This is a genomic window from Stutzerimonas sp. FeSN7 (assembly GCF_030263795.1).
Taxonomy (GTDB): Bacteria; Pseudomonadota; Gammaproteobacteria; order Pseudomonadales; family Pseudomonadaceae; genus Stutzerimonas; species Stutzerimonas stutzeri.
Genome location: NZ_JARPMN010000001.1, coordinates 617679 through 642407, shown reverse-complemented (window position 1 = coordinate 642407; position 24729 = coordinate 617679). Strand labels below are relative to the sequence as shown.

Sequence of the window (24729 nt, the reverse complement as noted above, 5' to 3'; positions counted from 1 at the left end):
TTAGCACTCGGTCTTAAGTTGTGCTCCATATGCACTGGATTTTGGTTCATATTGACCAGATGAACCAAAGTCGGCTTTCAACAAAGCAGGCACCACACGAATAAGCTAGATATCAGGCCGTCTCCGCAGGCTGGCTCACTAGAGCCAATGCCAAGGCCTTTGCTCCACCCAAGTCCAAATGCATCGTGGCGTAAGACTGCATGAGTAATGCTGGCGGAAGCACCCAATCCCATTTTTCTTGAGCCATGTTCTGTACGTCCGCTAGAACAGCGGATTCATCAATACCGTCCCACTCGGCGATCTCACGCAGCTTGCGTTCAAGCGACGTCCGATCTCCCTCAACCTCGATGACCAACCCGCTGTTCTCACTGGCTAGTCCGGTGTGCGTCAACAAGATGGCTAGGGCATCGTTTGTCCAATCGCCTCGCCAGCTGAAAAGGTAAGTCTTACCTCCGCTTTCGGTCATGCTCGAATGTACCAATCCAAGGTCCGAGAAAGCGCTACGTGCCTGAGCTAGTAGCTCTTGTGCCGTAGTATCAAGATAGGGGTAGACGTCCGCCTCCAACAAGACGCTCCTCATCTCTTGCCGAACCCGATCATGTACACGGGCTCCAAGCCCGTCAAAGGACGGGGGAGCACCACCGGGATCGGATCTCACGACAACGACCCTGGCCTCAGTGTCCACGCTCGTTACCCGCCAGCGGCGCCCAGCAAAGATAATTCGCTGATCGACGGTCAATGGCCTGGAGACGGGCAATGCGCCAAGTAGTTTGCCATCGCATACCAGGCGGAACTCTTCATTACTGACAAATGCACTGTAGAAGTCGTAGTGGTTGATCAGGCGTTCCCCCACTACGCCGGGCAGCAGGAGCCCCGATGTTTCCTGGGTTATCAAATCGCGCTCACCGAGGGCACGAAGCAAACTGAGGAAGCTGCCCTGCTCCACCCCAGTGAACGGACCACTGCGTATCAAGGTGCTCCACAGCTCTGCAGCTGTAGCTCCTCCCCGCTGGGCTATCACCGAGAGGCACTGCTGTACCAGCGTCGATAAATGAAGGCCATGAACACGAGGAGGCTCGAACCAGCCCTGCATCAACAACCGGATCATCGCGATGCTTTGCAGCAAACCCTGGCGAAGTCGATCTGACAGGGGCGAGCCATCGTCTAGCTGACGCTCCTTGCAGTAACTTCGGAGAATGGCTGCCTCTCCCGGACGGCGTCCGGATCGCCCCAAGCGTTGACGCAAGCTAGCTACCGATGGCGGAGCCCCGATCTGCACTACCGTCTTGATGCTGCCGATATCGACCCCAAGCTCCAGCGTGGTAGTGCAGACTGCGGTGGCAGGCCGGTCACCGTCTTTCAGCGCTTTCTCAGTTTCCTCTCGAATGTCCTTCGCCAAACTGCCGTGATGCGGCCAGAACTCGTTCGGTACACCATCCTGCTCGCAACGGCGCCGCAGATTGTCAGCGAACCACTCAACCTGAGTTCGACTGTTGGGGAAGATCAGGTTATTGCTGCCGCGTAGCACCTGAAAGAGATGCTCTGCGATGGCATGGTCCGGAGAAAAAACATCGTCACCTTCAGGCTGTACCGGGAGCGCCTTCTTGGACTCCACATACCCTCTGATCTGAACCTTAAGTATCTGGCCACTACCCTTGGATTCGATCACCGACACATGATGAGGGGCATTGGGACGCAAGAAGGCAGCAGCCAACGTCATGTCGCCCAACGTGGCGGAAAGACCAACCCTGGGCAGGGGGCGATCAATGATTGTTTCAACACGATGCATGAGTGACTGCAGCTGCTTGCCTCGCTCACTGCCGATAAAGGCATGGAGCTCATCCACCACCAGGTACCGCAGGTTGGCAAACAATCCCGCCAGGCTGGTTCCCTTGTTCACGAACAGAGCTTCGAGCGACTCCGGCGTGATCAGCAGAATGCCTTCCGGGGACTTGAGGAAGCGATGCTTGCGGCTCGCTGAGATATCCCCATGCCAAGCAATGACAGGAAGCTCAAGCTCATCGCAAAGCCTCGCCAAACGATCCCACTGGTCATTGATGAGAGCCTTCAGCGGGCTGATGTAAAGCACCGCCCCAGGCTTTTCCGTGTCCTGCAGGAGATTGGTAAGGATGGGCAGAAACGCGGCTTCGGTTTTGCCTGCAGCTGTAGCCGCCGCGATGATGACATCCTGGTCGGCCCCCAAGAGCGCAGGGATAGCACGCTCCTGGGCATCGCGTAGGGAGGTCCAGCCCTCGGCCCATATCCAGCGCTGGATTCGCGGTTCAAGGAGATCGAAGCCAACCGATTCAGAGCTGGAAGGTGGCAAGCTCATCGTCCGCATCCACTTGGGTATCGGCCTCACCGCCTCGATCCGGTGCAATCTCCACGGCACCCAACAGCGTCCGCCAATCAGCGTCAGGATTCTGCTCCAACACCGCTAGCAGGCTGATGAATGCGGTAATGGTCGTCCGCGGGGTACGGAAGTAGGCCTCACCCATCCGCTGGTTGCAGTGGGCCATAAACAGCGGCAATGCTTCGTCGGGTAGCAGATAGCGCTCGCTCACGCCTGCCGCGTATACATGACGCAGTTTCTGCAGCAGCACGTAGAAATCCTCAGGCGTCAGACTAGTGAGGCGTATGACAGGGCCGGACAGATCTACCAGCCCGGACTTGGCGAAGTTATTTTCAGCCAGACGCGACTGCAGCGCCGGATAGCTGTAGAGGCCGCGGCGAGTATCCATGAGAAATTCGGGTGTACCGCCCAACACAAAACCAAGCCCCTCAGCAGAGCCCTGCAGGGAGTCATTGAGGATACGAAGAATCTGCTCGTAGTTAGCGTTACGAGCTTGGGTGTTGGAAAGTTTGTACAGGTTCACCAGCTCATCGAGACATACCATCAACCCGCTAAAGCCGGCCAACCGAACGAATCGCGCAAGCAGCTTGAGCTGATCGTAGACCGAAGCATCGTCGACGATGGTTCGCACCCCCAGTGCGGTGCGGGCATCTGTCTTGGTAGTGAACTCGCCACGCAACCAGCGGATAGCATCAGCCTTGAGCTGCTCGTTACCCTCTTCGAAGCCTTTGCAATAGGCCGCGATTACATCAGCAAAGTCATAGCCGTTGACCATCTCTGCCAGTTGGTCGAGATGCTCGCGAATCACGGCCTCACTGTCTTTGCCGGACGCTTTGGCTTCCGTTTTGGCCTGCGCCACGAATTTCTCGACTATTCCTTGCAGAGCGCCGCCATCAGGCTTAGTCCGGGTGGACATATTCTTGGCCAATTCGGCATACAGCGAGCGAGCCTGGCCACCAGTAGCATGGAGACGACGATCCGGGTTCAGATCGGCATGCATGGTGACGAGCTTGCGCTCCATCGCGATAGAGCGAACCAGGTTGAGGAAGAATGTCTTGCCTGCACCATACTCACCGATCACTACGCGGAACGCGGAACCGCTTTCCGCGAGGCGCTCCACATCACGGATGAGTGCTTCCAGCTCCCCGACACGCCCCACTTGAATCAGGTGCTGGCCTGCACGGGGGACGACGCCGGCGCGCAGGGACTGGATGACCGCATCGCGGTCCTTGGCTCTGATGCTGCTCATAGCGGTAGTTTGTCCATAATGTCAGGGTTAACTTCGAAGGGGTCTTCCCCTTCGGTGACTGGCATATCGAAATGCTCAAATGCCATGTCGTTGATCTGCTCCAATGCTCCGTCGAGCATGAGTTCCATATCGCTTGCTACGGCCCCCAACTCGTCACGAGACCACTCGGTACGGGATACGAGTACACGCAGGAAGGCTGAGTGATCGGCGTCTAAGCCACAAACGGAGGAAGTATCCTCAACAGTCTCTTCCACAACTACGTCATCTGGCTCAGCAGTCTTGTCGTCAACGAAAACCTGAGCCAGCAGCGCAGATACCTGTTCCGTTTCACGCTGCAACTGAGTGATGCGCTCTTTGTCCAGAGCAAATTCGCCAACAGGCTTGGACGGAGTTGCTCCGGGAATGGAAGGCGTTGTCTGCGATGAGCCTACGGCGCTGCCACTGGCGGCCACATGAAGGTCGCTGTAGAGCGATTGCGGATCCAGCTGCAGGGTCTTGTAGACGCGCTCCAGCAACTTCACCTCTGCGGGGCTAACCTCGCCGTCGACCTGCGCCAAGTGAGCGAGAAAAGCCGCCACAACCCTCTTCGCCGGCTCGGCCAGGGGTTCCAGTTTCTTCTTCAGGCTTTGCAGGGTTGGTGGCTGGTTAAGCTGCAGACGCAGGTGGGCCTTCAGGCGTTTCCGATGAGCACCGCTCAGGTGACACCAGGAGTCGATATGCTGGGATAGCAGCATAATTTCCTGCGGCGACGTGTCACCATCGGCCGCCGCCACAGCACAAGCAAGGTCCAACGTAACAGAGGCGGCGCTATACGCCGGCGAAGAACGCAGATCACCATCTTCAGCCTGGGTCGCAAAGAGCGCCACATTGTCCTCTGCCTTGGGTGTTCGGCTGCCTGTCAGCACATCCGGCTCGATACCGATGTGTAAAGACTCCAGAGCGCGGGCGAGCGTCAGAACCTTGTCTCGCGACAGGCTACCTGCACTCTGCAGTCGCCCTGCCAGCTCACCGAAGCTCATGACCACCATGCCATCGCCGATGCGTTGCTTTAGCTCGGCGAGCGCTGTTCGAGCTGCTGGCGGCCACAGGTTTACGGGCAGCTGTAACAGCGCTTCTAGTGCATCAGGAGTGCCGGGGTTGCGGCCGAGATAACGACTGTAGGGCTCCAACTGCACTGTGCATTCGTCAACCAACTGCTGCAGCTTCTTCCGAGCTGCGCTAGTCGCAGTGACATCAGGGATACCGGATAGGCCATCCAGCTCTTGGGGTGGTAGACCCGCAGAAGCGGTGTTGTATTGGAGTCTCAGACGGGTCTTGTTCTGAGGGAGCACCATACCGGCGCCATAACGTTCCTCGTAGCGCATGCAGAACAACTGGGCGAACGCTTCTTTACAGCGGGTTACGGGTGTCCGCTTCCCGATGCTGTGATCAGACAGCACCCAGGCCAACGCCCAGTCAGCCGGCATTGGTTGCTTGTCAGCCGCCAACTGACCCAGGCCAATACGCAGCTCTACAGGCATTTCGTAGCCGTAAGGTAACGGTGCCGGCGGCGCCTTTTGATAGCGCCTGGCGAGTATTTGGCCTTGGCGGAGGAAGTCTACGAAGCGACTGGCGTAGTTATTGAAGGAGTTATTCTTGCCATAGATCGAGAGCAACCGCTCCACCTCGGCAATTATGATAGGTATGTCGGCCGCCGCAGCCTGATCCGTCTTGGCGTCGACAAAAACCCTACGCTCAAGACCGTAGAAGAATAAGAACACGTAGCCGATGTTGGCATGCGGAGCCTTTCGACCACTGGATAGCCATTGCAAATATGCGCGGCGGGCCTCAGGAGAGATGCTGTCGTAACTGGGCCAGTAAGGGGTGAGACGCTCAGATATATCGACGATGCCCCGTGCGACCTTCAGTTTCGGGTTGATCAGTGACGGTTCCGAAGGTCCATTGCGCCTGTTTTTATCTTCGCCGACGTAGATCAGACCAATAGTGATATTTTCGCCCGCCACTTCGATGGTTTCGCCAGCAGAAAGCCACCGCACGTTGGCACTATTCAGGTTCGCCGGCGCGCTCGGAATTCGGTGGGAAGGCCGCTCAGTGGCCTCTAAAGTTACGGTAAAAAAGCCAGAGTCGTCTCGCTTTGCCGAAACCTGCCGGGGCGACGCCGAGACTTGCGCAGGAGCAGAGGGCTCACTTAGTGGCGAGACCTCATCCAATGAAAACGTCAGGCCGGTGCTTATGCCGAGGTCCGAGGAACTTGAACGAGCTCCCCCTTGGGGTGGCCGCATAGTTGTTGCCGAAGACATGACTGACGGTTTGCTGAAGGCCTTTATTACTAGCCACCCGCCTATGCCGACAATAAGTGCTCCGCCCAAGAAAACCCATACACCCTTGGGAACGGAAGCAAGCCCCCCAATCACTAGGGCACACAGAACCATCGCTCCAGATACACCAGACTTGCTGCTGCGCTTACGCTTCCCTGCCATCGCTTCGACTCCCTATACAAGCATGCTGGCCATTTAGCAGTATCGGCAATTCGGGTGCATCAGCCAATACCTCGCGCCAAGCTATGTGTTGAATCTCTTTATGATGTTATCCAGATGTGTTCCGTATGCACTGGTGAGATGGCGGCCAGATGCGAGCCGGGCGGTCACGGGGTTGAATTGATGAGCAGGCACAGCGCCGTCCGCCCCTACTACGTCGGTTGCCTCGCGCTGAGCAGTAACTGCGCTAACCGTGCCAGATTACGCGCATCGTCGATGGCCCTGTGATGCGCACCCTCCCACAAAAGGCCCATGCTTTCCACTGCACACTTCAGCCCTAGCGCACGGCAAGCGAAAATCTTCCAAAAGCACTTCTTTAGATTGATATGACGGGCCGGATCCAGCAATACATCTACCCCTGCTCTGAAAGCGTCCTCCTTCAGCTGGTTTCGGTCGTAATCGCCCCAAGAGCACCAGCGCCAGCCTTCTGTATTTCGCGGCCTCAGCCATTCACCAAGCTGATCTTGTACCTCCGCGAAACGCTTTGCAGTATCGACGTCAGATTGAGATATGCCGGTCAGCCCCGTGCAAAACTCAGTTAGCGTGGGGCGAAGTAGCGGCCGGACAAACTGTCCGAAATGATCGACAATCCTGTACTCCAACTGAACATCCAACAGCCCGATGCCAATTTCGATCGTCTCCATCTCGTCGCGCTGGACCTCCAATACGTGAGCGTTCCGGGCCGCCTCGTTTAGGTCGGCAGGGTAGTCATCGCAAGTCGCTTCCAGATCCACGCAAAGTAACCAGCGACTTTCGCCAAGTTGTTGACGAAGCGCATCAAGTTGTCCCCAACGCTTTACCTGCATGACACCCCGCCCTTCTTTTCCTCAGAGGATATAAACCTACGAGCATCAGCACGGACCGTGGGCTCCGTTTTATAATAGTGACACGAGAAACGGATCACTGAATCGTTACCGGGGTTGCGTGTAAGCCTTTTGCCCTCTGTGCCAACAGCCAATCCAGTGACAGACGCCCGCCGTCTTCTTTGAAAGTCACAATAACGTACAAGCTGCCCGTGGCGGTAAACAGCGCCCAAAACCCGCCTTGCTCATGAGCTTTCAGTACATCGGAGGTCCGAACCCGGTGACCGTCCTGAAACCTTCCATACACATCCGCCCGCACGTGACGATGAACCACGCCGATACAACAGCCTGCGATTAAATAAGCGTCCGTGAGATACGCCGTAACTTCCCTACCAAAAGACATATCCATTGCTCGCGACAACGCGCCAGATACATCACGTGCTTGGTTGATACTTCGTTTAGTTGAACCCATCACGTCAGCACCCAAATTCGGATCAAAACTCGTTGCCTCCCCCCCACTAACGGCTAGCTGTCCAACCAATAATCGTCTCGAGCAATACGCCCAAACTTGTAGTCTTCATGCTGCGGGGCGTCGCCAAACAAATGATGTATGCGTCGCTCCTGTCGCAAATACGCCAAGGTCATGAAGAAGCAGGTTTCACACATCCGTACGCGATAACGCTCACCGTCATGTCGCGCGCCGTATCCCCAGTGCGCTTGCAGCACACCGAACTGTTCGCCGTACCCAGGCACTCGCATGGAGGTACCACAGACGTCGCAAGGCACATCGGGGTGTCGGTTGTCTGGTACGTCCATGCCCGCCAATATCTGTCTACGCATCAAAAAATCTTCAACACAGTAGTGAGCTCGGCGCTTTTGCGAGCCCCTGGGCCAGCAAGCACATATCGCGTATTGCGCGTTCTGAAAATGCACCCATCGGCAAACTCAATCAGTTGTGTTGTACGCACCCAGTCCCCCTCTTGGAAACGGTTGGCACTGTCGTACAACACGCGGCCGGCATACACCATCGCGGGCTGTTGCCCGGACGCCTGTAACGTTTCTCGTATCGCGTCAGGCACGATGAGATCGATCCAGATCCAGTCACGCACAACACAGAAAGGCACCTCGTCATGCAACGCAGCCGCTGAACCACGCGCGCACGCTTCTGCTAACGACATCTCGATACCAGGCATTACCTCACCCGGGGCGTATAACAAATGAGATATTTTCTTTAAATCGTCCATACCGTCTCTCTATCTGAACCATAGATGTCTAGAGGCAGAATCTGGGCAAAACTTCCCTACCTTGACAAAATTACCAAGTATGAAAAGCTTGCTTCCCAATGAGCGTCAGTTCTGACTTTTGATATATGGCCTGAGTCTAAAAGGCGAACAGCGCAACCCCATCAACCTCCATTATTAAACTAAGTACTTTATTCATCAATGCAAGCCTATGGCGTCGCCCCACTACGCTCAGTATTGGACAAAAAACAGCAACCTGAAACCAATGCAATAAAATAATCCAGCTCCAACGACCGCCCGTCAAGCACTTTTAGAAAAGAAAAAGCCAACCACTGACCATCGGTATTTGTAATACGTATATATTGACAAGGATTGCCAGAACTCATGCACCAGAAGAGCAAGAAGATAATCCTTATCGGACTTACCCTGGGCGCGGTCAATGACTATTTGAGATCAAGACATATCTCCACGGACGATGCGAGGCTGATCCAACCGGCTCGGAGTCTTCTTTTCGAATTTTGAAATTTCGCACCGTTGGTAATCACCACAAGCGAGGCGCGTCGGTGACGCGGAAGGGTACCGCGACTCCTCGCGACTGCTTAAATTGCAAACGAAAGCGGATGATCTGAGTAATTTGTAGCGAGGGGCAGGTTCGAGAAAGTCTGCGTACGCTGAGATCTGCTCACTAACACCTAGCTACCCATCTAGTGCACGCACGAAGCGCGCCACGCGTCGAGCTGTACGGCGAGGCCACAAAATGATGAAAATTATGGCTCAGCAATAATTATGGCTGAGCCATAATTTCATATAACCGCAGCGTCACGGAAAAACCGCAATTATTTACAGCCTGCAATTGACCATGACAGCTGCCCCTCCAACGAGGGGATAGACTAAGTAGGTTAGCTAACTCGGGGCTGTGGAGATGATCGAGGATCGCGCCAATGAGCTGTTCATCAGCGCCGCTAGCAGCTGGAAAATCGGCCAAAAACGCGATGAGCAAAGCCAGCTTTCAGTTCGATTCAGGAGTACTAAGAAGGTCTCTTCTGGACGGCGACTACAAGGAGCTGTCCATGACCAGCCGACACGCCATTAAGGCTGCGGCCTCGCCTCTCCTTCACAGCGCCCATTTGATCGGATGCTCATTGGACAAGCAGCTTCGGAAGGCTTCATCCTAGTAACCAATAATCATGCTATAGCGAAGTATTCGGGGCCAATCAAGCACGTCGGTTGAATGCGCCAGCCTTCGATACCCTGTCGTGACGGGATGTCTAATGACCATACAAGCCGTCATTTTTGATGCTTTCGGGACACTGATAAAGATTCAAGATGGGTCGCATCCGTACCGACAGTTGATGAAGATCGGAAAGGCGCATGGGCGGCGCCCCCGCCCGGACGACGCGTCTTTCCTGATGAAATCTGCGATAACGTTGACGCAAGCCGCAGCGCATTTGGGGATCACTGCAAGCCCTGAACAATTGAGCACTCTGGAAACTGTCCTGGCAGAAGAGATCGCAGCCGTTGAGGCATATCCTGACGGGCTCGAAGCGGTGAAACTGCTCCAAGAGCAAGGCATTCGAATCGGTGTTTGCTCGAATTTGGCTTTCCCGTACCGGCAAGCCGTCCTGCGTTGCTACCCCATGCTAGACGCATATGCATTTAGCTGTGATTTAGGCGTAATGAAGCCCGAACCCACCATCTACAGTTGGATTTGCGATCAGCTTGGGGCGTCCCCGACCGCATCGTGGATGATCGGTGACTCCCAACGTTGCGACCGAGATGGGCCAACGGCAGTAGGCATCCGAGGCTTTTTTGTTGACCGAAACAGCACCAACGGTGACTGCCCTGAATTGGTTACGTTCGCTCGTAAGGTATTGGCAACCGCGCCTTGAGCGAGCGATGTCAGCCCCATCCATTTTCGCACTTCGCGATTGAAACCTGGAATCACACCAAGCAATCCTGCTCCATGAACCTCGAACCGCAGTCAAGATAAGACCGTAAATTGAGTTGAGGTGATTATGATCGGGGGCCAACGGGAACACCTTAGAAACCCAAGACGCCTCCCTAGATCATTGGTAACTTCAAACTCAGGAGCGTTTGGCTTCAACGCAGCCTAAACCCAACCGACTGCGGGCAGCTCTACTCGCCAACGCACGCAAAGCCACTCTCACAGATAGGTGAATGCGATGCTTGACAAGGCTCGAAAGGTTCATATACTCGCGCTCACTGTGAGCAATCCAACAAATCAAGGTTTCCTGCATAATGCGCTGAAGCCTTGATTTGGCCGGGATATTGAAGTTTGGGATTCAAATCCCCCCGGCTCCACCAAACAAACAAGCCCCGAGAATCTCAAGACTCTCGGGGCTTTTTCTTTGTGGTGCCGGAAGATGGCCGCGGGCCTGGCAAGCATCTCTTGCCCGTTTCCTGGGCAACGGTATTTCGGTGGCGCCGCCGAATTGCCCATTGCCGGCAGTCGGAAGAACACAGCCCGGTCAGCTGTTGCGTTGACGCTCCCGCAGAATGGCACCGAGAAGTTCAGGCAGCCACTCAGGCTTGAACGAAGATGGCGCCTCATCTTGCATCTCGCGCAGGCTCCACCACTTCCATCTCTGGATCGTGCTCTGCTCTTCTTCGGTCCATTTTGCAGCGAACACGCGAGTGTTCGCCGGGCACTCTACGAGGAAGTACTTTTCCAACCAACGCGCCGGCGTCGAGCGTGCCACGGCATAGACCTCGTCTCGTTCCTTTAGCAGCTTGCCGATTGGACGCGTAAGGCCAGTCTCTTCATACAGCTCTCGTGCAGCTGCGTCGGTGTAGCTTTCGCCCGGTTTCAGTTCGCCGCCAGCGGTCGCCCAGAACGGCGGCTGGTGTTCGTCCTTGTAGAAAAAAAGCAGCAGCCGCCCATCGGCATCCGCTATGACCAGTCGAGAGCACCTTCTGACTTCCATTGTTTCCTCGCAGCAAATTGGCACGTTGTGGCGTAGGTTACCCAGAGGTCCGGATCAGCGCGCGAGCGCGTCGCGGAACGCGCAGAATGGCGCTCGGACTGGCCCGCCCCAACCCGTAGACACGCGACCGCAGCCAGCCTCTCGGGGCGTGCTATTTCAACCCGCCCATGCGCAGTTCGATCGGCGCCCGGCCCGGATAGTCTCGATGGATGCTCTATGCTGGTTCACTCCAGCCGTCCCATAGCAAGGAGTCCCCATGCCCAGCCTCGAATATCTGATTACCTGCCTGGTCGTCGTGCTGATACCTGGCGCGGGAGTGATCTACACGGTATCGACGGCGCTGGTGCATGGGCGTCGCGCCGGCATCCTGGCCGCGCTGGCCTGTACGCTCGGGATCCTGCCGCATCTGTTGGCGACCATTCTTGGCGTCGCTGCCATCCTGCATTCCAGTGCGCTGGTTTTCGAGACGCTGCGCTATGTCGGTGCCGCGTACCTGCTCTATCTCGCCTACGCAACCTGGCGCGATCGTTCCGCGCTGGCGGTGGGCGGCGATGGTGCGACACTCGACATTCGATCGCTGGTTGCCAAGGCGCTGCTGGTCAATCTGCTGAACCCGAAGCTGACCATCTTCTTCCTGGCCTTCCTGCCGCAGTTCGTCCGGCCCGGCGCCGGTGACGAGCTTGCGCAACTGCTCGGGCTCAGCGCGACCTTCATGCTGATGACCTTTGTCATCTTTGCCATCTACGGGTTGCTGGCCCATGCTTTTCGCAAGGCGGTCGTCGAGTCGCAGCAGGTTCAGGCCTGGCTCCGTCGCGGGTTTGCGGCGTCCTTTGCCGGACTCGGTGCAAACCTCGCGCTGGCCGACCGATGAACGCCCGGGGCGGCTGAAGCCGACCGAGTACAGCAGTCCGAAACCCTGGGCCAGCGCCTCGATCGTCGGCGATGAGGCCGGCCCGCGCTTCTTCTGCGTGACCTGAGTTATGCTGCGGCACGCCCAGCGCTCCAAGCGTTGCGCTTCCATCAGGAACCCTTGCGCCGTGTCGATTCGCTCCCGTCTGGTTTGGCTGGTCATTGCCGTTATAGCCCCGGCATTCGCGTTTGCGCTGTATGGCACCTATGCGGTCTATCGTGCGCAATCGGCGCAAGTCGATCAGGGCATGAAGGAAGTTTCGCGAGCCGTCGCGCTGGCCGTCGATCGCGAGCTGAGTCGGTATGCCACCATCGTCTCGACGCTCGCGGCGTCCCCAACGATCGTCAAAGGTGACGTGCGGACCTTCCACGAGCGCCTTCAGCAGACCGAACATGCGGTGGGCGCCAGCGTGGTGATCTACGATCCGCAAGGCACCCCCTTGGCTGACACGGATCATCCGTTTGGCGCACCCCTGCCAAGCCTGCCGGACTTTCGAACCTTCATAACCACCACCCAGGCCGACGTCAGCCCGGCGTTCCGCGATCCGGTGACGGGGGCGCAGAGCATCGCCATCCGCCACCCGGTGATCCGCGGCGGCGAGGTCGTTTACTACCTGACCATGGACTTTCCGGTTGCAGGCATCGGTGCGCTGCTGGAGCAACAGGCGCTGCCGCAGAAGTGGCTCGGGGTGATCCTGGATCAGAACCAAACCGTCGTCGCGCGCACCCGCGATCCGGACAAGCACATCGGCAAGCGCGCCAGCCCCGATTTCGTCAGCCAACTGCAGGCCGCTGCAGGCGTCGACGGCAAGGTGCAGTCCATCACTCGGGACGACGTGCCGGTAACGACGTTCTTCAGCCATGCACCGGCCTCCGGCTGGACGGCGCTGATCGCCATCCCCCGCAACGACCTGCTGGCCAGCGTGCTTGCGCCGCTGGGGACCGTGGTGCTGGGTATTCTGGTCGTGCTGGCGTTGGCGGTCGTGCTGGCGATCGCAGTCGGTCGAACCATCACCCGACCGCTTGCGCAGCTCGATGATGCGGCCAGCGCGCTGGCGCGAGGCGAGGTATTCGACCCGCCCAGCACGGGAATGGATGAAACCGACCGTACCGCGCAGGTGATGGCCCAGGCCAGCGTGACGATCCATCGCTCCAGCCGGGAGATGGCTCACAGGGTCAAGGAGGCGGTCGCCCAGGCCGAGCGCTCCCATCAGGCCCTGCTCCAGGGGCAGAAGCTCGAAGCGCTGGGCAACCTGACGGCGGGGATTTCCCACGAGTTCAACAACCTGCTGCAAAGCATGACCATGGGCCTGCAGCTGGCCGAAATGCTGACCTCGCATCCGCGCGCCAGGCGTGCCATCGAGGGCTGCCAGCGGTCCGCCCGGCGGGCCACTCGCCTCACACGGCATCTGATGACCTTCAGCAGAAGCCGCACTGCCGACGCCGAACAGGTCGACCTGCGCGTGTTGATCATCGGCATGCACGAGCTGCTGACCGGCGCCCTTCCCAACCGCGTGACGCTGACGCTGGAGCTGCCAGAAGGGGCCTGGCCGACGGTCCTCGATCCGGTGCAGTGCGAGCTGGCCGTCCTCAACCTTGCGATCAACGCCCGTGATGCGATGCCGGAAGGCGGCCCGCTGGTCATCGCCCTGCATCAGCTCACTCTGGTGCAGGACAATCCGTTCGGTCTGGCAGCTGGTCCCTACCTGTGCGTGGATGTGGAGGATTCCGGCTGCGGCATGAGCCCGGAAGTCCAGGCTCACGTGTTCGAGCCGTTCTTCACCACCAAGCCGGTCGGCGAAGGGACTGGCCTGGGCCTGGCCCAGGTCTATGGTTTCGCCCGCCAATCCGGCGGGACGGTATCGATCCAGAGCGAGCTCGGCAAGGGAACCCGCGTGTCCTTGCTGCTGCCGCGCATGGAACAGGCTGTCTGCGCCATACCGGAGGATCAGGATGCGTCCGTGCGGGCCGGCCGCCCGGCACGGGTGCTGGTGGTCGATGATGACGCCGAAGTGCGCGAAGCGATGGTCGCGATGCTCGATGAGCTGGGTTATCAGGTCGACGAAGCACCTTCGGCGGATGACGCGCTGGCGAGGCTGGCCGACCGGCGTCAGCCGGCCATCGACATCCTCCTGTCGGATGTAGTCATGCCTGGGCGGCTGGATGGTGTCGGCCTCGCCGAAGAAGTGCAGCGGCTCTATCCAACGATCCCGATCATCCTCGCATCCGGGTACACCACGCGGATTGCCACCGAGCCGGCGGTCAGGGTGCTGGCGAAACCGTTCAGCCATCAGGCCCTGGCCGAGACCCTGTCGGAAATCCTCGACTCGAATACGCCCGCGCCTCCCGCCGCCCCGTGAGCGCCCGGGCAGGCGCCACGCGTGCGAGGGTCGGTTCGCTCCCCTCCTTCCGTCGCTCCGCCCTGCCGCAGCCCCTTACCCGTAGATGGCCGGCTCCCGATAGTGCCGGGTGCACGCCTCGCCGTTCTCGCGGAACAGGTGGCACTTGTCGGCCTTGAGGCCGGCGGCGAAGGTCTCGCCCTCGGTGACGCGCAGGTTGCCGTCGACGCAGAGGGTGATCACATCCTGCAGACGTTCAAGGGTGAGGTGCAGCAGGTTGTACTGGCCCAGGCGCTCGGCCACGGTGATCTGGCCATGGAACGTGAAATCGGCCTGATCCGGCATGACGAAGTGCTCCGGGCGAATGCCCAGAGTGAGCGGGTCGCCGGGGCTCACCGCGCTGCCGTCCACCGGCAGGGTCAGCGGGAAGCCGCTGGGCAGTTCGATGGTGACAGCCTCGGGGCTGGCGGAAATGGCCCTCACGTCGACGAAGTTCATCTGCGGCGAGCCGAGGAAGCCGGCGACGAAGCGGTTCTGCGGGTAGTGATAAAGGTGCAGCGGCTGACCGACCTGGGCAATCTCGCCGGCGTTGAGCACGACGATCTTGTCGGCCAGGGTCATGGCTTCGACCTGATCGTGGGTCACGTAGATCATGGTGGAGCGGATGCGCTGGTGCAGGCGGGCGATCTCGATGCGCATCTGCACGCGGAGGAAGGCATCGAGGTTCGACAACGGTTCGTCGAACAGGAAAACCTTCGGCTCGCGGACCATGGTGCGGCCGATGGCGACACGCTGGCGCTGACCGCCGGAGAGGTCCTTGGGCTTGCGCTCGAGCAGCTTGTCCAACTGCAGGATCGCCGCGGCCGCCTCGACGCGACGCGCGATCTCGCGTTTCTCGACACTGGCAAGCTTGAGGCCGAAGGCCATGTTCTCGGCCACTGTCATGTGCGGATAGAGGGCGTAGGACTGGAACACCATGCCCACCGAACGGTCCTTGGGGGGCAGGTCGTTGACGCGCTGGTTGTCGATGAACAGGTCACCGGAGGTGATGTCCTCGAGCCCCGCGATCAGCCGCAGCAGGGTGGACTTGCCGCAGCCGGAGGGGCCGACGAAGACGACGAACTCACCGTCTTCGATATCCAGGTCGATATGCCGGGTAATGGGCGTACCGTCGTAACTCTTGCAGATGTCGCGCAGCGTGACACTGGCCATCGTTGTTGTTCTCCGTAGATGTCGCCATGCACTTCGTTCGTTCGCAGCGGCGGGCCGCCCCGCCGCTGCCGGCTCCCTACCGCGCCAGCCGCGCGTAGCCGAAGCCGTGCGCCGGCAACCGCGCCCAGTGGTCATCGTACTCGGCGAAACTCGCCGGCACGTCCACCAGCGGCACCGCCTGTGCCGGCAGCTCGTAGCTGCGTGGCAGGTCGCCGAGGTTGAACAGGCACAACCAGGCTTCCTCGCCCAGCCGGCGCTCGAATACCAGCAGGGCGTCGTCATGGTAGACCATGCGGATGTCGCCCTCGATCAGCAGCCGCTGCTCGCGCCGCCAGCCGAGGAAGCGCCGGTAGCAGTTGAGCATCGAATGCGGGTCGGCATCCTGCGCGGCCACCGACAGCGAGCGGTGCGAGTCGTCCACCGGCAGCCACGGCTGGCTGCCAGTGAAGCCGGCGTGATGCGCCTCGCTCTCCCAGGGCATCGGCGTGCGGCAACCGTCGCGGCCCTTGAATTCCGGCCAGAAGGTGATGCCGTACGGATCGACCAGATCTTCATAGCGCAGTTCCGCCTCCGGCAGACCCAGCTCCTCGCCCTGATAGAGGCAGACGCTGCCGCGCAGGGACAGCAGCAACGCCATCAGCACGCGGCCGCGCTCCGGATCGGGCCGGCCGTCGAGCGCCCAGCGGGTCATCACCCGCACCACATCGTGGTTGCCCATGGACCAGCACGACCAGCCATCGGCCAGCTCGCGCTCGATGCCCTCCACCGTGCGGCGGATATAGGCCGGGCTGCACTGTTCGGTCAGCAGGTCGAAGGAATAGGCCATGTGCAGGGTGTCGCCGCCACTGGTGTAGGCGGCCATGGTGCGCAGGGATTCGTCGCAGCCGATCTCGGCCACCGACGAAGCGCCGGGGTAACGCTGCAGCAGGGCGCGCAGGCGGCGCAGGAAGGCCAGATTTTCCGGACGGGTCTTGTCGTAGATGTGCCGCTGGTAAGCGTAGGGGTTGTCCACGCGCACGCCGATACTGCCCTCGCGGATCTCCAGGTTCGGCGGGTTGTCGCGCAACTCGAGGTCGTGGAAGTAGAAGTTGGCGGCGTCCAGGCGGAAGCCGTCCACACCGAGCTTGAGCCAGAACTCCATGTCATCGAGCAACTGATCCTGCACGGCCGGGCAGTGGAAATTCAGGTCCGGCTGGCTGGACAGGAAATTGTGCAGGTAGTACTGCCGGCGCCGGCTGTCCCAGCTCCACGCGGGGCCGCCGAAAACCGAGAGCCAGTTGTTCGGCACGGTGCCGTCCGGCTTGGGGTCGGCCCAGACGTACCAGTCGGCCTTGTCGTTGTCGCGGCTGGAGCGGCTCTCCACGAACCAGGGGTGCTGATCCGAGGAATGGTTGAGCACCTGGTCGATCAGCACGCGCATGCCGCGCTCGTGGCAGGCCTCGACCAGGCGGACGAAATCATCCAGCGTGCCGAACAGCGGGTCGACGCCGCGGTAGTCGGCCACGTCGTAGCCGAAATCCTTCATCGGCGAGGTGAAGAAGGGCGACAGCCAGATGGCGTCGACGTTGAGGCTGGCGATGTAGTCCAGCTTGTGCAGCACGCCGGGCAGGTCGCCCACGCCATCGCCGTTGCTGTCGAAGAAGCTGCGCGGGTAGACCTGATAGATCACCCCGCCGCGCCACCAGTTCTGAAGTTGCTCGGACATACCACGTACCTTGAGTGAGCGTGAAGACGGGGCCACTCTAGGTGCGGCAAGCGGTCGCAACATCCTCCGGCGGCAGGCGGGCGCAGGCGTAACAGGCGGGCGTAGCTGGCCTGCCGAGCGAGGGCGTAGAGCGGCCCAGCGAGCCGGTCAGCGCACCCGCGCCGGGTTGCCGACCACGGTGGCGCCGGCCGGCACGTCGCGGGTGACCACGCTGCCGGCACCGATCACCGCATCGTCGCCCACCGTCACACCCGGGAGGATGATCGCCCCGCCACCGACCCAGACATTGCGACCGATATGGATCGGCCGACCGAACTCCACGCCCGAACGACGCGCCTCGGGGTCACGCGGATGGTCGGCGGTGTAGAGCTGCACCGCCGGCCCGATCTGCGCACCGGCGCCGATGTGCACCTCGACCACATCGAGAATCACACAGTTGAAATTGAGAAAGGCGCCTTCGCCCAGGTGGATGTTGTAGCCGTAGTCGCAGTGGAACGGCGGACGGATCACCGCGCCGGCACCGACCGAGGCCAGCCGCTCGGCCAGCAGCGCCCGGCGCTCGTCCGGCGAGGCTGCCAGCGCTGCGTTGTAGCGCACCATCCAGGCCTTGGCCGCCGCCTGGTCGGCGAGGATTTCCGGGTCGCCTGGGTGGTACAGCTCGCCCGCCAGCATCTTCTGTTTCTCACTCATTGCCATGGCAACGCCTCCTTCGCTGAAAGCCCGAGGGTGCCACAGCGCCCGCCGCGCCTTCCTCCTCCCTGACGGTCGCGAGCGGATGAGACGATCGACGGTCGCGCCTTCGCATTAACCGCCGGGCTCGACTAGGGTTGTTGCACCTCTCCCCCGTCCGGAGCACTGCCCGTGAAACTGATCGGTCGCTACATGTCGCCATTCGTCCGCCGCGTCGGCGTCAGCCTGCATCTGCTGGATATACCGTTCTCCAACGAGCCCCTCAGCGTTCTGACGGATAGCCTGAAGATCCGCGAATACTCGCCGCTGGGTCGAGTGCCCGCCTTGGTGCTGGACGATGGCCGGGTGCTGATCGACAGCAACGCCATCCTCGACCATTTCGATCAGCAGGCGGGCGCCGAGCGAGCGCTGCTGCCGCTGTCCGGCGCCGAGCGCAGCGAGGCGATGAACCTGCTGGCCTTCGCCGTCGGTGCCTGCGAGAAAACCGTGGCGGCGTACTACGAACGCGATCGTCGGCCGGAAGGACTGGTGTGGGACGATTGGTACCGCCATTGCGAAGACCAGGCGCGTGGCGCGCTGGCCTTGCTGGACACACGCCAGGCCGAGCGCGGCGAGCGGCCCTTGCTGGGCGAACGCATGAGCCAGGTGGATATCAGCGCGGTGGTCGCCTATGACTTCGCCCACCTCACCCTGCCCGACACGCTGGCGCCGGACGGCGCATTTCCCCACTTGGCCTCAGCGTCTCGGCGCGCCAACGCCCTGCCCGCCTTCGCCCAGACGCAGTGGAAGGGCTGAGCGGCGCACCGCAGGCCGCGCGCTAACAGTGCGCAGCCCCGACGTACTCAGCGCGGCGCGCGAACCTGCGCCACCACCTCGTCCAGGGTCGGGTTGGCCTTGCCCATCCCGTTGAAGAACACCGCCGGGATGCCACCGTTGAGCACCGCGACGGTACGCTGCAGCTGCGCCTGCTGTTCGGCGCTGGGGTTGGTCGTCTCGGTACTGAAGTGACTGGAACGCTGCACGGCGATGCCCATGCGGGTCAGCCCGGCCGCCAGCTCGTCGGCCCGCCGTGCGGCGTCGGAGGGGCAGTTGACCGGTGCGAAGACCATCACCACGCCCGAGCGCGCGCCACCGGGCATCGCCACCGGGACGAACCCCGAGGGGCTGCTTGCCGTGCCTGCCTGGAGCAGCGCCTCCTGCGGATGCCCGCTCCACAGCTTGTAGCCGAGCCCCAGGACGGCGGCGATAAACAGGACGCGGGTCAGGCTCATGGGCGACCTCCGTCGTGCAATGCGGCGCCGGGCGCACGCCGGCCGGTTCGCTGAGCTGCCTTCATCATCCGCCACGTCCCTGTTGTGCTGTACGGGCAGCGAGCATAGCCGGTCGCCCGGGTGGCGGCGAGCGCCCTACTCGCCCTGAATCTTGCTCAGCAGGTCGCGCGCCAGCTGCACCGCTTCGCTGCGGTGGGTGATGTTGAGCTTCTGGTAGAGGCTGCGGATGTGCGTCTTGATGGTGGTCGGCGCGACGTTGAGGTGATCGGCGATCTGCTCGTTGGACTGCCCGGCGTGGATCAGGCTCAGCACCTGCCATTCGCGCCGGGTCAGCGGCGAACGGCGGATCAGCTCGGGCACGTCGGGGCGGTTGATGATGTCCTGGATCACCGCCTCGTCCAGCGTGATGCGAATGGCGCGGCTGAAATCGCGCTGCTGCTGCGCCAGCTGGATCAAGCGCGCGGCGCGCTGGGCCTCGGCTTCATCGAGGGTGCGCTCGTGCAGCAGGCACTTGAGCATGCCGATGATCGGCTTGCCGACGCGCAGGAAGCTGCCGATCGCGCCACTGCCGCTGGCCAGGGTCATGGCCCGCTGCAGGTGGTCCAGTGCCTGCTGGCGCTCCTCGCGCAACCAGTGCAGCTGCGCCAGGAGGATATGGTTGCGGTTGCGGTCCATGATCAGGCCGTGGCGCTCGGCATCGGTCAGCAGCTGGCGCAGGATCGGTAGGGCGCGCTCCAGCTGCCCCAGCGCCAGGTGGGCACGGGCGTGATTGCGTGCATTGAGCTGGGCGAAATGGTTGGCGCCGCCGCACACCGGCGGGGCACTGAGCAGCCACTGGCGGATCGCCTCGCGATCCTGGCTGGAGTCCCAGTAGGCGAGCATGATCGCGTGGGCATTGGCCAGCCAGTCGATGTGGTAACGGTCGTCGGCGAGCATCGTCTGCAACTGCGCGATGTAGTCGGCACAGGCGTGCTGCTGGCCGCGGGCGTAGGCGACGCCGGCCAGCAGCGCGTAGCTCTGCAGGCGCCAGCGTGGGTCGTCCAGTTCGTCGAGGATCTGGATACCCTGCAGCGCGCACTGCTCGGCAGCGTCCAGCTGGTGCCACTCCAACAGCACCTGGCCGCGCACCCGGTAGATGAACTCGACGATGGGCGTGGCCTGCAGGTTCTGCTGCTCGATGTACTGGATGGCGCGCTCCTGCAGGGTATAGGCCTTCTGCAGATGCCCCTGGGCGATGGCGATTTCCGACAGCTGGCCGAGACTCCAGACCACCAGGTGCGAGGCATTGATCTCCCGCGCGCGGCGCTCGGCTTCCTCGTACTGCTTCTGCGCCTGCGGCAGTTCGCCCTGGACGAAATGCGCCTCGGCCAGGCCCGACATCGCCGCCACCCGCGAGGTGCGCATGATCAGCGGCTCGCGGGTCAGCGCCTCCTGCGCCAGGGCGACGGCGCGCTGCTCGTCGCCCTGGTTCATCGCCACCTGCGCGCGGACGGCATTGAATTCGCAGACGATGCGCGCCCAGTCCTGCTCGGAGCAGCTGCGCTGCAGCGCCAGCTCGCCGGCCTTGAACCAGCGCTCGACATGATCGAATTGATAGGAGTTCTGCGACACCCACGCCTGCAGCAGGGTGAGCAGTGGCGAGCCGGCGATCACCGCTTCCGGCAGGGTTTCCAGGCACTGTTGCAGCAACCCGAGACGACCCTGGCGATAGAACGCCCGGCCGTGGCGCTGCAGGATCTCGTCGACCTGCTGCGGGTCGCCGGCCTGTACGGCATGGCGCGCAGCTTCCTCGGGCATGTTCTCGGCCAGCAGCGCGGAGGCTGCACGCAGGTGCAGCTGGTTGACCCGCTGCGGCTGGTGGGTGCGCAGCTCGCCCTGCAGGAACACGGCGAACAACGGGTGATAGCTGTACCAACGGCGCAGGCTGTCCAGCGGCTGGATGAACAGGCCGCCACGCTCGAGCCGTTCGAGCATCTCGCGGCCGTGACAGGCCTCGGTCAGACGATCGGCCAGGGCGGCGTCGAAGCGGTCGAGCAGGCAGGTCGCCTCGAGAAAACCGCGCAGGTCATCGGGCAGCCCCTCGATCACCTGTTCGCGCATGTAGTCGCGGATGTCCGGGTGGCCGAGCTGCAGGTTTTCCAGGAACAGGTCCATGCCGCGGCTGGTCTGCACTTCCTGCAAGGCCAGCTGCAGCGCGCAGGGCCAGCCACCGATGCGGCGGTTGAGACGCTCGACCTGCTCGCGATTGATGCTGACCGGCACGCCCAGCTCCAGCAGCGCCTGCACTTCGTCATCCTCGAAAGCCAGCTGGCGCGCGTCGAGCAGCAGCAGCTGATGCTTGACCCGCAGCTCGGCGACACCCAGTTCGGGCAGGCGCCGGCTGCACACCAGCAGGGTCATCCAGCTCGGCATATGGCGCAGGAAGAAGCGCAGGCCGGCGATCAACTCGGCGTCGTGCAGCACCTCGAACTCGTCGAGCACGATCAGGATGGCCTCGTGCTCGTCCGGCAGCTCGGCCAGCAACTGGGTGAACAACGCGTCCAGCGATACCCGGCCCTGCTCGGCCAGCGCCACGGACAGAGGACAGCCGGCGTCCAGCTGGCGGTCCAGCGCCTGGGACAGGTAGCGACCGAACTGCAGCCCCAGGTTGTCGCTGGCATGCAGCTGGAACCAGGCGATGCGGCCGTCGAAGGCCCGCGCCCACTGCGCCGCCAGGGTGGTCTTGCCGAAGCCGCTGGCGGCGTGCAGCACCGCCAGGCGCACCTGCGGCAGGCGCTGCTGCCACTCGTCCAAGCGCGGCCGCTCGAGCAGGCCCGGCGGCAGCATGGGGATCGCCAGCTTGGTGGGGATCAATGGCAGTAAAGGTGGCATCGCGGCATTCATGGACGGTTCCCTGTTCTTGTTCTTGTCATGACCTGGCGCACCGGTTCGCACCGCTCCCGCTCCCCGGTTCCGCGCCTCGTTTAACTCAGGTGGTCAGCCCTTCACCCCGCCGGCGGTCAGGCCACCGACGATCCACTTCTGGCAGTAGAGGAACACGGCGGTGATGGGCAGACCGGAGAGTACCGCGGCGGCGGCGAAGTCGCCCCACAGGTAGTTCTGCGGGTAGAGGTACTGCTGCGCGCCGACCGAGAGGGTGAGCTTGTCCACGTCCATCAGCAGCACCGAGGCGATGGGGTATTCGGTGACGCTGGTGATGAAGGCGAGGATGAACACCACCGCCAGGATCGGCACGCTCATCGGCAGCAGGATATGGAAGAACGCCTGCCAGGTGGTCGCCCCATCGACGATGGCAGCCTCCTCCAGCGAGGCGTCGATGCTCTCGAAGTAGCCCTTGATGGTCCAGATGTGCAGCGCCATGCCGCCCAGCGAGGCGACGATCACCGCGCCGTGGCTGTTCACCCCGAGCCAGCTGACGTGCTGGCCGAGCTGGTCGAACAGGGCATAGATCGCCACCAGCGAGAGCACCGGCGGGAACATCTGGAAGATCAGCATGCCTTTGAGAATCGGCGCCTTGCCGCCGAAGCGCATGCGCGCGAAGGCGTAGGCGCTGGTGGTCGACAGGAGCAGGATCAGCGCCGAACTGACCAGGGCGATCTTCACCGAGTTCCACAGCCACAGCAGCACCGGAAACGGCGGGTTCGTCACGCTGCCGTCCTCGTGGGTGTAGGGGATGCCGAGGGCCAGCGACCAGTGCTCCAGCGTCGGGTTCTCGGGGAACAGGCTGCCGGTGGCGAAGTTGCCCTCGCGAAAGGAGATCGACACCACCATCAGCAGCGGGAAGAGGATTGCCGCGACGAAGGCCAGCAGCGCCGCGTGGGTCGCCCAGAGCCGGTAACGCGCGGATTTCGGTTGCACCATGGCCATGACCGTCTCCTTATACCTTCACTTTCGAGAGTTTGAGATTCAGCAGCGCCATGGCACCGACGAGGATGAAGATCATCGTGGCGATGGCCGCGGCCAAGGCGAAGTCCTGCCCGGAATCCTGGAAGGCGATGCGGTAGGTGTAGCTGACCAGCAGGTCCGTGGTGCCGGCCGGTGTGGTCGCGCCGATGATGTCGGGGCCGCCACGGGTCAGCAGGGTGATCAGCACGAAGTTGTTGAAGTTGAAGGCGAAGCAGGCGATCAACAGCGGCATCAGCGGCTTGATCAGCTGCGGCAAGGTAATGCGCAGCAGGTTGTCCAGCGGACTGGCGCCATCGATCGCCGAGGCCTCGTACTGATCCCGCGGGATGGCCTGCAGCAGGCCCATGCACAGCAGCAGCATGTAGGGGTAGCCGAGCCAGGTGTTGACGATGAGGATCATCGTGCGTGCCAGGGTCGGGTCGCTGAACCAGTCCGGACGGATGCCGAACAACCCCTCGAGCAGCAGGTTGATCTCGCCGAAGTTCTGGTTGAACAGCCCGCGGAACACCAGGATGGAAATGAACCCCGGGACCGCATACGGCAGGATCAGCATCAGCCGGTAGAAGGCCTTGCCGCGCACCAGTTCCCATTGCAGCAGGCTGGCCAGCACCAGCCCCACGGCGAGGGTGAAGACCACGGTGAGCCCGGCGAAGGCGAAGGTCCAGGCGAAGATCTGCACGAAGGGTTCACGGATGCTCGGCTCGCTCAGCACCCGGGTGAAGTTGGCGAAGCCGGCGAACACGGTGAAGCCCGGCGGCACCGCCTTGCCCGTCTCGTCCACATAGAAGCCGCGCTCCATGTCGGCGGTCAGGCGTGCACCGCTGCGGGTGTCGACCAGCACACCGGGGCCGTCCTGCCGGTAGACCGGTTCCACCGCGGCGACCTCACGCAGGCCGTACAAGCGCAGCAGGCTGCCGTCCGGTGCCTGTAGTACCCATTGCTCCAGCGCCTTGCGCCGCTGGATCACGTCGCGCACCGGCAGCGCCTCGCCCAGCCCCTCGACGCCCTCGGCCGGCTGCAGCGGCAGCGGCGCCTGCGGGTCCGGCTCGCCGGTCAGCGGCGGGCTGACGAACACACCCAGTTCGCCCTTGTCGATGCGCAGACGCTCGCCATCAGGGCTTGGATGCAGGGTGAAACGGAAGCGCTCGCCGGCCAGGTAGGTCTGGCTCAGGTGGTAGCGCTCCACCTGGGTCTGGCTGAGCAGGTTGCTGCCGCTGTAGTTGGTGAAGCCGATGCCCACCGTGTATAGCAGCGGGAAGATGACGAACACCAGCATCCCGGCCACCGACGGGAAGATGTAGCGCTGCGCGTACATCCGCCGGTTGATGAACAGGTAGCTGGCGATCCCGGTCACCACCAGCCCGAGCAGGGCGAAGGCCATCTGCCCCTGCACGTAGAGCGCGACCACCAGGTACAGCGCGAAGGCGTTGAAGGTCAGCCACGCCAGCCAGCGCAGGCCGTTGGTCAGGGAGCGGGGCAGGCCCCGGGAGGTCGTACGGGTCATGGCTGGGCTGGGCAACTCGGCACGGGCATTCACGGGAGCGGAACCTTTGAGAACGGAGCATAGTC

At 61.8% G+C, this 24729-nt stretch carries 19 protein-coding genes; 4 read left to right on the top strand and 15 right to left on the bottom strand.

The genetic code is table 11. The features are described 5' to 3' along the window. Positions 1 to 112: 112 nt before the first annotated feature. The 7 genes from P5703_RS02905 to P5703_RS02875 all read right to left on the bottom strand — a co-directional run bounded on the left by P5703_RS02905 (position 113) and on the right by P5703_RS02875 (position 8186). A complete protein-coding gene (locus P5703_RS02905) occupies positions 113 to 2332 on the bottom strand; it encodes a DEAD/DEAH box helicase (RefSeq protein WP_014597638.1) in 2220 nt (739 codons plus the stop codon). Beyond that, complete coding sequence (locus tag P5703_RS02900; protein WP_014597639.1) at positions 2307 to 3602, bottom strand: ATP-binding protein; 1296 nt, start codon at positions 3600 to 3602, stop codon at positions 2307 to 2309. The genes P5703_RS02905 and P5703_RS02900 overlap by 26 nt, the downstream gene beginning before the upstream one ends. Beyond that, the gene (locus tag P5703_RS02895) at positions 3599 to 6082 is read right to left on the bottom strand and encodes a tellurite resistance TerB family protein (protein ID WP_014597640.1); all 2484 of its coding nucleotides are present in this window, start codon (positions 6080 to 6082) and stop codon (positions 3599 to 3601) included. Before P5703_RS02895 ends, P5703_RS02900 begins: the two co-directional genes overlap by 4 nt. Before the next feature lie 209 nt (positions 6083 to 6291). Then, positions 6292 to 6945 (bottom strand): 3'-5' exonuclease, encoded by a 654-nt coding sequence (locus P5703_RS02890; protein WP_011914492.1) that lies wholly within the window; start codon positions 6943 to 6945, stop codon positions 6292 to 6294. Positions 6946 to 7039: 94 nt separating this feature from the next. Then, on the bottom strand, positions 7040 to 7414 hold the full coding sequence (locus P5703_RS02885) for a hypothetical protein (protein WP_080505063.1): 375 nt from the start codon (positions 7412 to 7414) through the stop codon (positions 7040 to 7042). A gap of 53 nt (positions 7415 to 7467) precedes the next feature. Next, the gene (locus P5703_RS02880; protein WP_003291462.1) at positions 7468 to 7782 is read right to left on the bottom strand and encodes a hypothetical protein; all 315 of its coding nucleotides are present in this window, start codon (positions 7780 to 7782) and stop codon (positions 7468 to 7470) included. After that, on the bottom strand, positions 7782 to 8186 hold the full coding sequence (locus tag P5703_RS02875; protein ID WP_011914493.1) for a DUF6957 family protein: 405 nt from the start codon (positions 8184 to 8186) through the stop codon (positions 7782 to 7784). The genes P5703_RS02880 and P5703_RS02875 overlap by 1 nt, the downstream gene beginning before the upstream one ends. Before the next feature lie 1268 nt (positions 8187 to 9454). Here P5703_RS02875 and P5703_RS02870 point away from each other — a divergent pair. Continuing rightward, positions 9455 to 10072: an HAD family hydrolase gene (locus P5703_RS02870; protein ID WP_020306044.1), complete on the top strand. Its 618-nt coding sequence runs from the start codon at positions 9455 to 9457 to the stop codon at positions 10070 to 10072. A 600-nt stretch (positions 10073 to 10672) separates the two neighbouring features. Here the strand turns inward: P5703_RS02870 and P5703_RS02865 are convergent. Next, on the bottom strand, positions 10673 to 11128 hold the full coding sequence (locus tag P5703_RS02865) for an NUDIX hydrolase (RefSeq protein ID WP_200632351.1): 456 nt from the start codon (positions 11126 to 11128) through the stop codon (positions 10673 to 10675). 256 nt (positions 11129 to 11384) lie between these two features. Between P5703_RS02865 and P5703_RS02860 the strand changes: the two genes are divergently transcribed. Both P5703_RS02860 and P5703_RS02855 read left to right on the top strand, forming a co-directional pair. Further along, a complete protein-coding gene (locus P5703_RS02860; RefSeq protein ID WP_014597642.1) occupies positions 11385 to 11999 on the top strand; it encodes a LysE family translocator in 615 nt (204 codons plus the stop codon). A 166-nt stretch (positions 12000 to 12165) separates the two neighbouring features. Then, positions 12166 to 14397, top strand: a complete 2232-nt coding sequence (locus P5703_RS02855; RefSeq protein WP_125460316.1) for a hybrid sensor histidine kinase/response regulator — start codon at positions 12166 to 12168, stop codon at positions 14395 to 14397. Between the two features lie 75 nt (positions 14398 to 14472). On the opposite strand, the gene malK is transcribed toward P5703_RS02855, so the two are convergent. The 3 genes from malK to P5703_RS02840 form a co-directional block, all read right to left on the bottom strand. Continuing rightward, entirely contained in the window at positions 14473 to 15588 is a 1116-nt protein-coding gene (malK, locus tag P5703_RS02850; RefSeq protein WP_013983939.1) for a maltose/maltodextrin ABC transporter ATP-binding protein MalK, read from the bottom strand. Positions 15589 to 15664: 76 nt separating this feature from the next. Further along, positions 15665 to 17293 (bottom strand): alpha-glucosidase, encoded by a 1629-nt coding sequence (locus tag P5703_RS02845; RefSeq protein WP_017244392.1) that lies wholly within the window; start codon positions 17291 to 17293, stop codon positions 15665 to 15667. A gap of 147 nt (positions 17294 to 17440) precedes the next feature. Beyond that, positions 17441 to 17989 carry a sugar O-acetyltransferase gene (locus P5703_RS02840; protein ID WP_011914504.1) on the bottom strand — a complete coding sequence of 183 codons (549 nt, stop codon included), beginning with the start codon at positions 17987 to 17989 and terminating at the stop codon, positions 17441 to 17443. A gap of 165 nt (positions 17990 to 18154) precedes the next feature. On the opposite strand from P5703_RS02840, the gene P5703_RS02835 reads away from it, so the two are divergent. Then, positions 18155 to 18778 carry a glutathione S-transferase family protein gene (locus P5703_RS02835; protein ID WP_126526030.1) on the top strand — a complete coding sequence of 208 codons (624 nt, stop codon included), beginning with the start codon at positions 18155 to 18157 and terminating at the stop codon, positions 18776 to 18778. Between the two features lie 47 nt (positions 18779 to 18825). On the opposite strand, the gene P5703_RS02830 is transcribed toward P5703_RS02835, so the two are convergent. The 4 genes from P5703_RS02830 to malF all read right to left on the bottom strand — a co-directional run bounded on the left by P5703_RS02830 (position 18826) and on the right by malF (position 24697). Further along, positions 18826 to 19254 (bottom strand): hypothetical protein, encoded by a 429-nt coding sequence (locus tag P5703_RS02830; protein ID WP_243363388.1) that lies wholly within the window; start codon positions 19252 to 19254, stop codon positions 18826 to 18828. Positions 19255 to 19389: 135 nt separating this feature from the next. Further along, positions 19390 to 22137 (bottom strand): HTH-type transcriptional regulator MalT, encoded by a 2748-nt coding sequence (gene malT, locus P5703_RS02825; protein ID WP_285585474.1) that lies wholly within the window; start codon positions 22135 to 22137, stop codon positions 19390 to 19392. Between the two features lie 93 nt (positions 22138 to 22230). Further along, a complete protein-coding gene (gene malG / locus P5703_RS02820; protein ID WP_003283570.1) occupies positions 22231 to 23121 on the bottom strand; it encodes a maltose ABC transporter permease MalG in 891 nt (296 codons plus the stop codon). A gap of 10 nt (positions 23122 to 23131) precedes the next feature. Then, a complete protein-coding gene (malF, locus tag P5703_RS02815; RefSeq protein ID WP_279646643.1) occupies positions 23132 to 24697 on the bottom strand; it encodes a maltose ABC transporter permease MalF in 1566 nt (521 codons plus the stop codon). Positions 24698 to 24729 lie beyond the last annotated feature (32 nt).

Bases quoted from the DNA above. Each gene is read 5' to 3' on its own strand.
- P5703_RS02905 (WP_014597638.1), bottom strand. From the start codon at position 2,332: ATGAGCTTGCCACCTTCCAGCTCTGAATCGGTTGGCTTCGATCTCCTT.
- P5703_RS02900 (WP_014597639.1), bottom strand. From the start codon at position 3,602: ATGAGCAGCATCAGAGCCAAGGACCGCGATGCGGTCATCCAGTCCCTG.
- P5703_RS02895 (WP_014597640.1), bottom strand. From the start codon at position 6,082: ATGGCAGGGAAGCGTAAGCGCAGCAGCAAGTCTGGTGTATCTGGAGCG.
- P5703_RS02890 (WP_011914492.1), bottom strand. From the start codon at position 6,945: ATGCAGGTAAAGCGTTGGGGACAACTTGATGCGCTTCGTCAACAACTT.
- P5703_RS02885 (WP_080505063.1), bottom strand. From the start codon at position 7,414: ATGGGTTCAACTAAACGAAGTATCAACCAAGCACGTGATGTATCTGGC.
- P5703_RS02880 (WP_003291462.1), bottom strand. From the start codon at position 7,782: ATGCGTAGACAGATATTGGCGGGCATGGACGTACCAGACAACCGACAC.
- P5703_RS02875 (WP_011914493.1), bottom strand. From the start codon at position 8,186: ATGGACGATTTAAAGAAAATATCTCATTTGTTATACGCCCCGGGTGAG.
- P5703_RS02870 (WP_020306044.1), top strand. From the start codon at position 9,455: ATGACCATACAAGCCGTCATTTTTGATGCTTTCGGGACACTGATAAAG.
- P5703_RS02865 (WP_200632351.1), bottom strand. From the start codon at position 11,128: ATGGAAGTCAGAAGGTGCTCTCGACTGGTCATAGCGGATGCCGATGGG.
- P5703_RS02860 (WP_014597642.1), top strand. From the start codon at position 11,385: ATGCCCAGCCTCGAATATCTGATTACCTGCCTGGTCGTCGTGCTGATA.
- malK (WP_013983939.1), bottom strand. From the start codon at position 15,588: ATGGCCAGTGTCACGCTGCGCGACATCTGCAAGAGTTACGACGGTACG.
- P5703_RS02845 (WP_017244392.1), bottom strand. From the start codon at position 17,293: ATGTCCGAGCAACTTCAGAACTGGTGGCGCGGCGGGGTGATCTATCAG.
- P5703_RS02840 (WP_011914504.1), bottom strand. From the start codon at position 17,989: ATGGCAATGAGTGAGAAACAGAAGATGCTGGCGGGCGAGCTGTACCAC.
- P5703_RS02830 (WP_243363388.1), bottom strand. From the start codon at position 19,254: ATGAGCCTGACCCGCGTCCTGTTTATCGCCGCCGTCCTGGGGCTCGGC.
- malT (WP_285585474.1), bottom strand. From the start codon at position 22,137: ATGAATGCCGCGATGCCACCTTTACTGCCATTGATCCCCACCAAGCTG.
- malG (WP_003283570.1), bottom strand. From the start codon at position 23,121: ATGGCCATGGTGCAACCGAAATCCGCGCGTTACCGGCTCTGGGCGACC.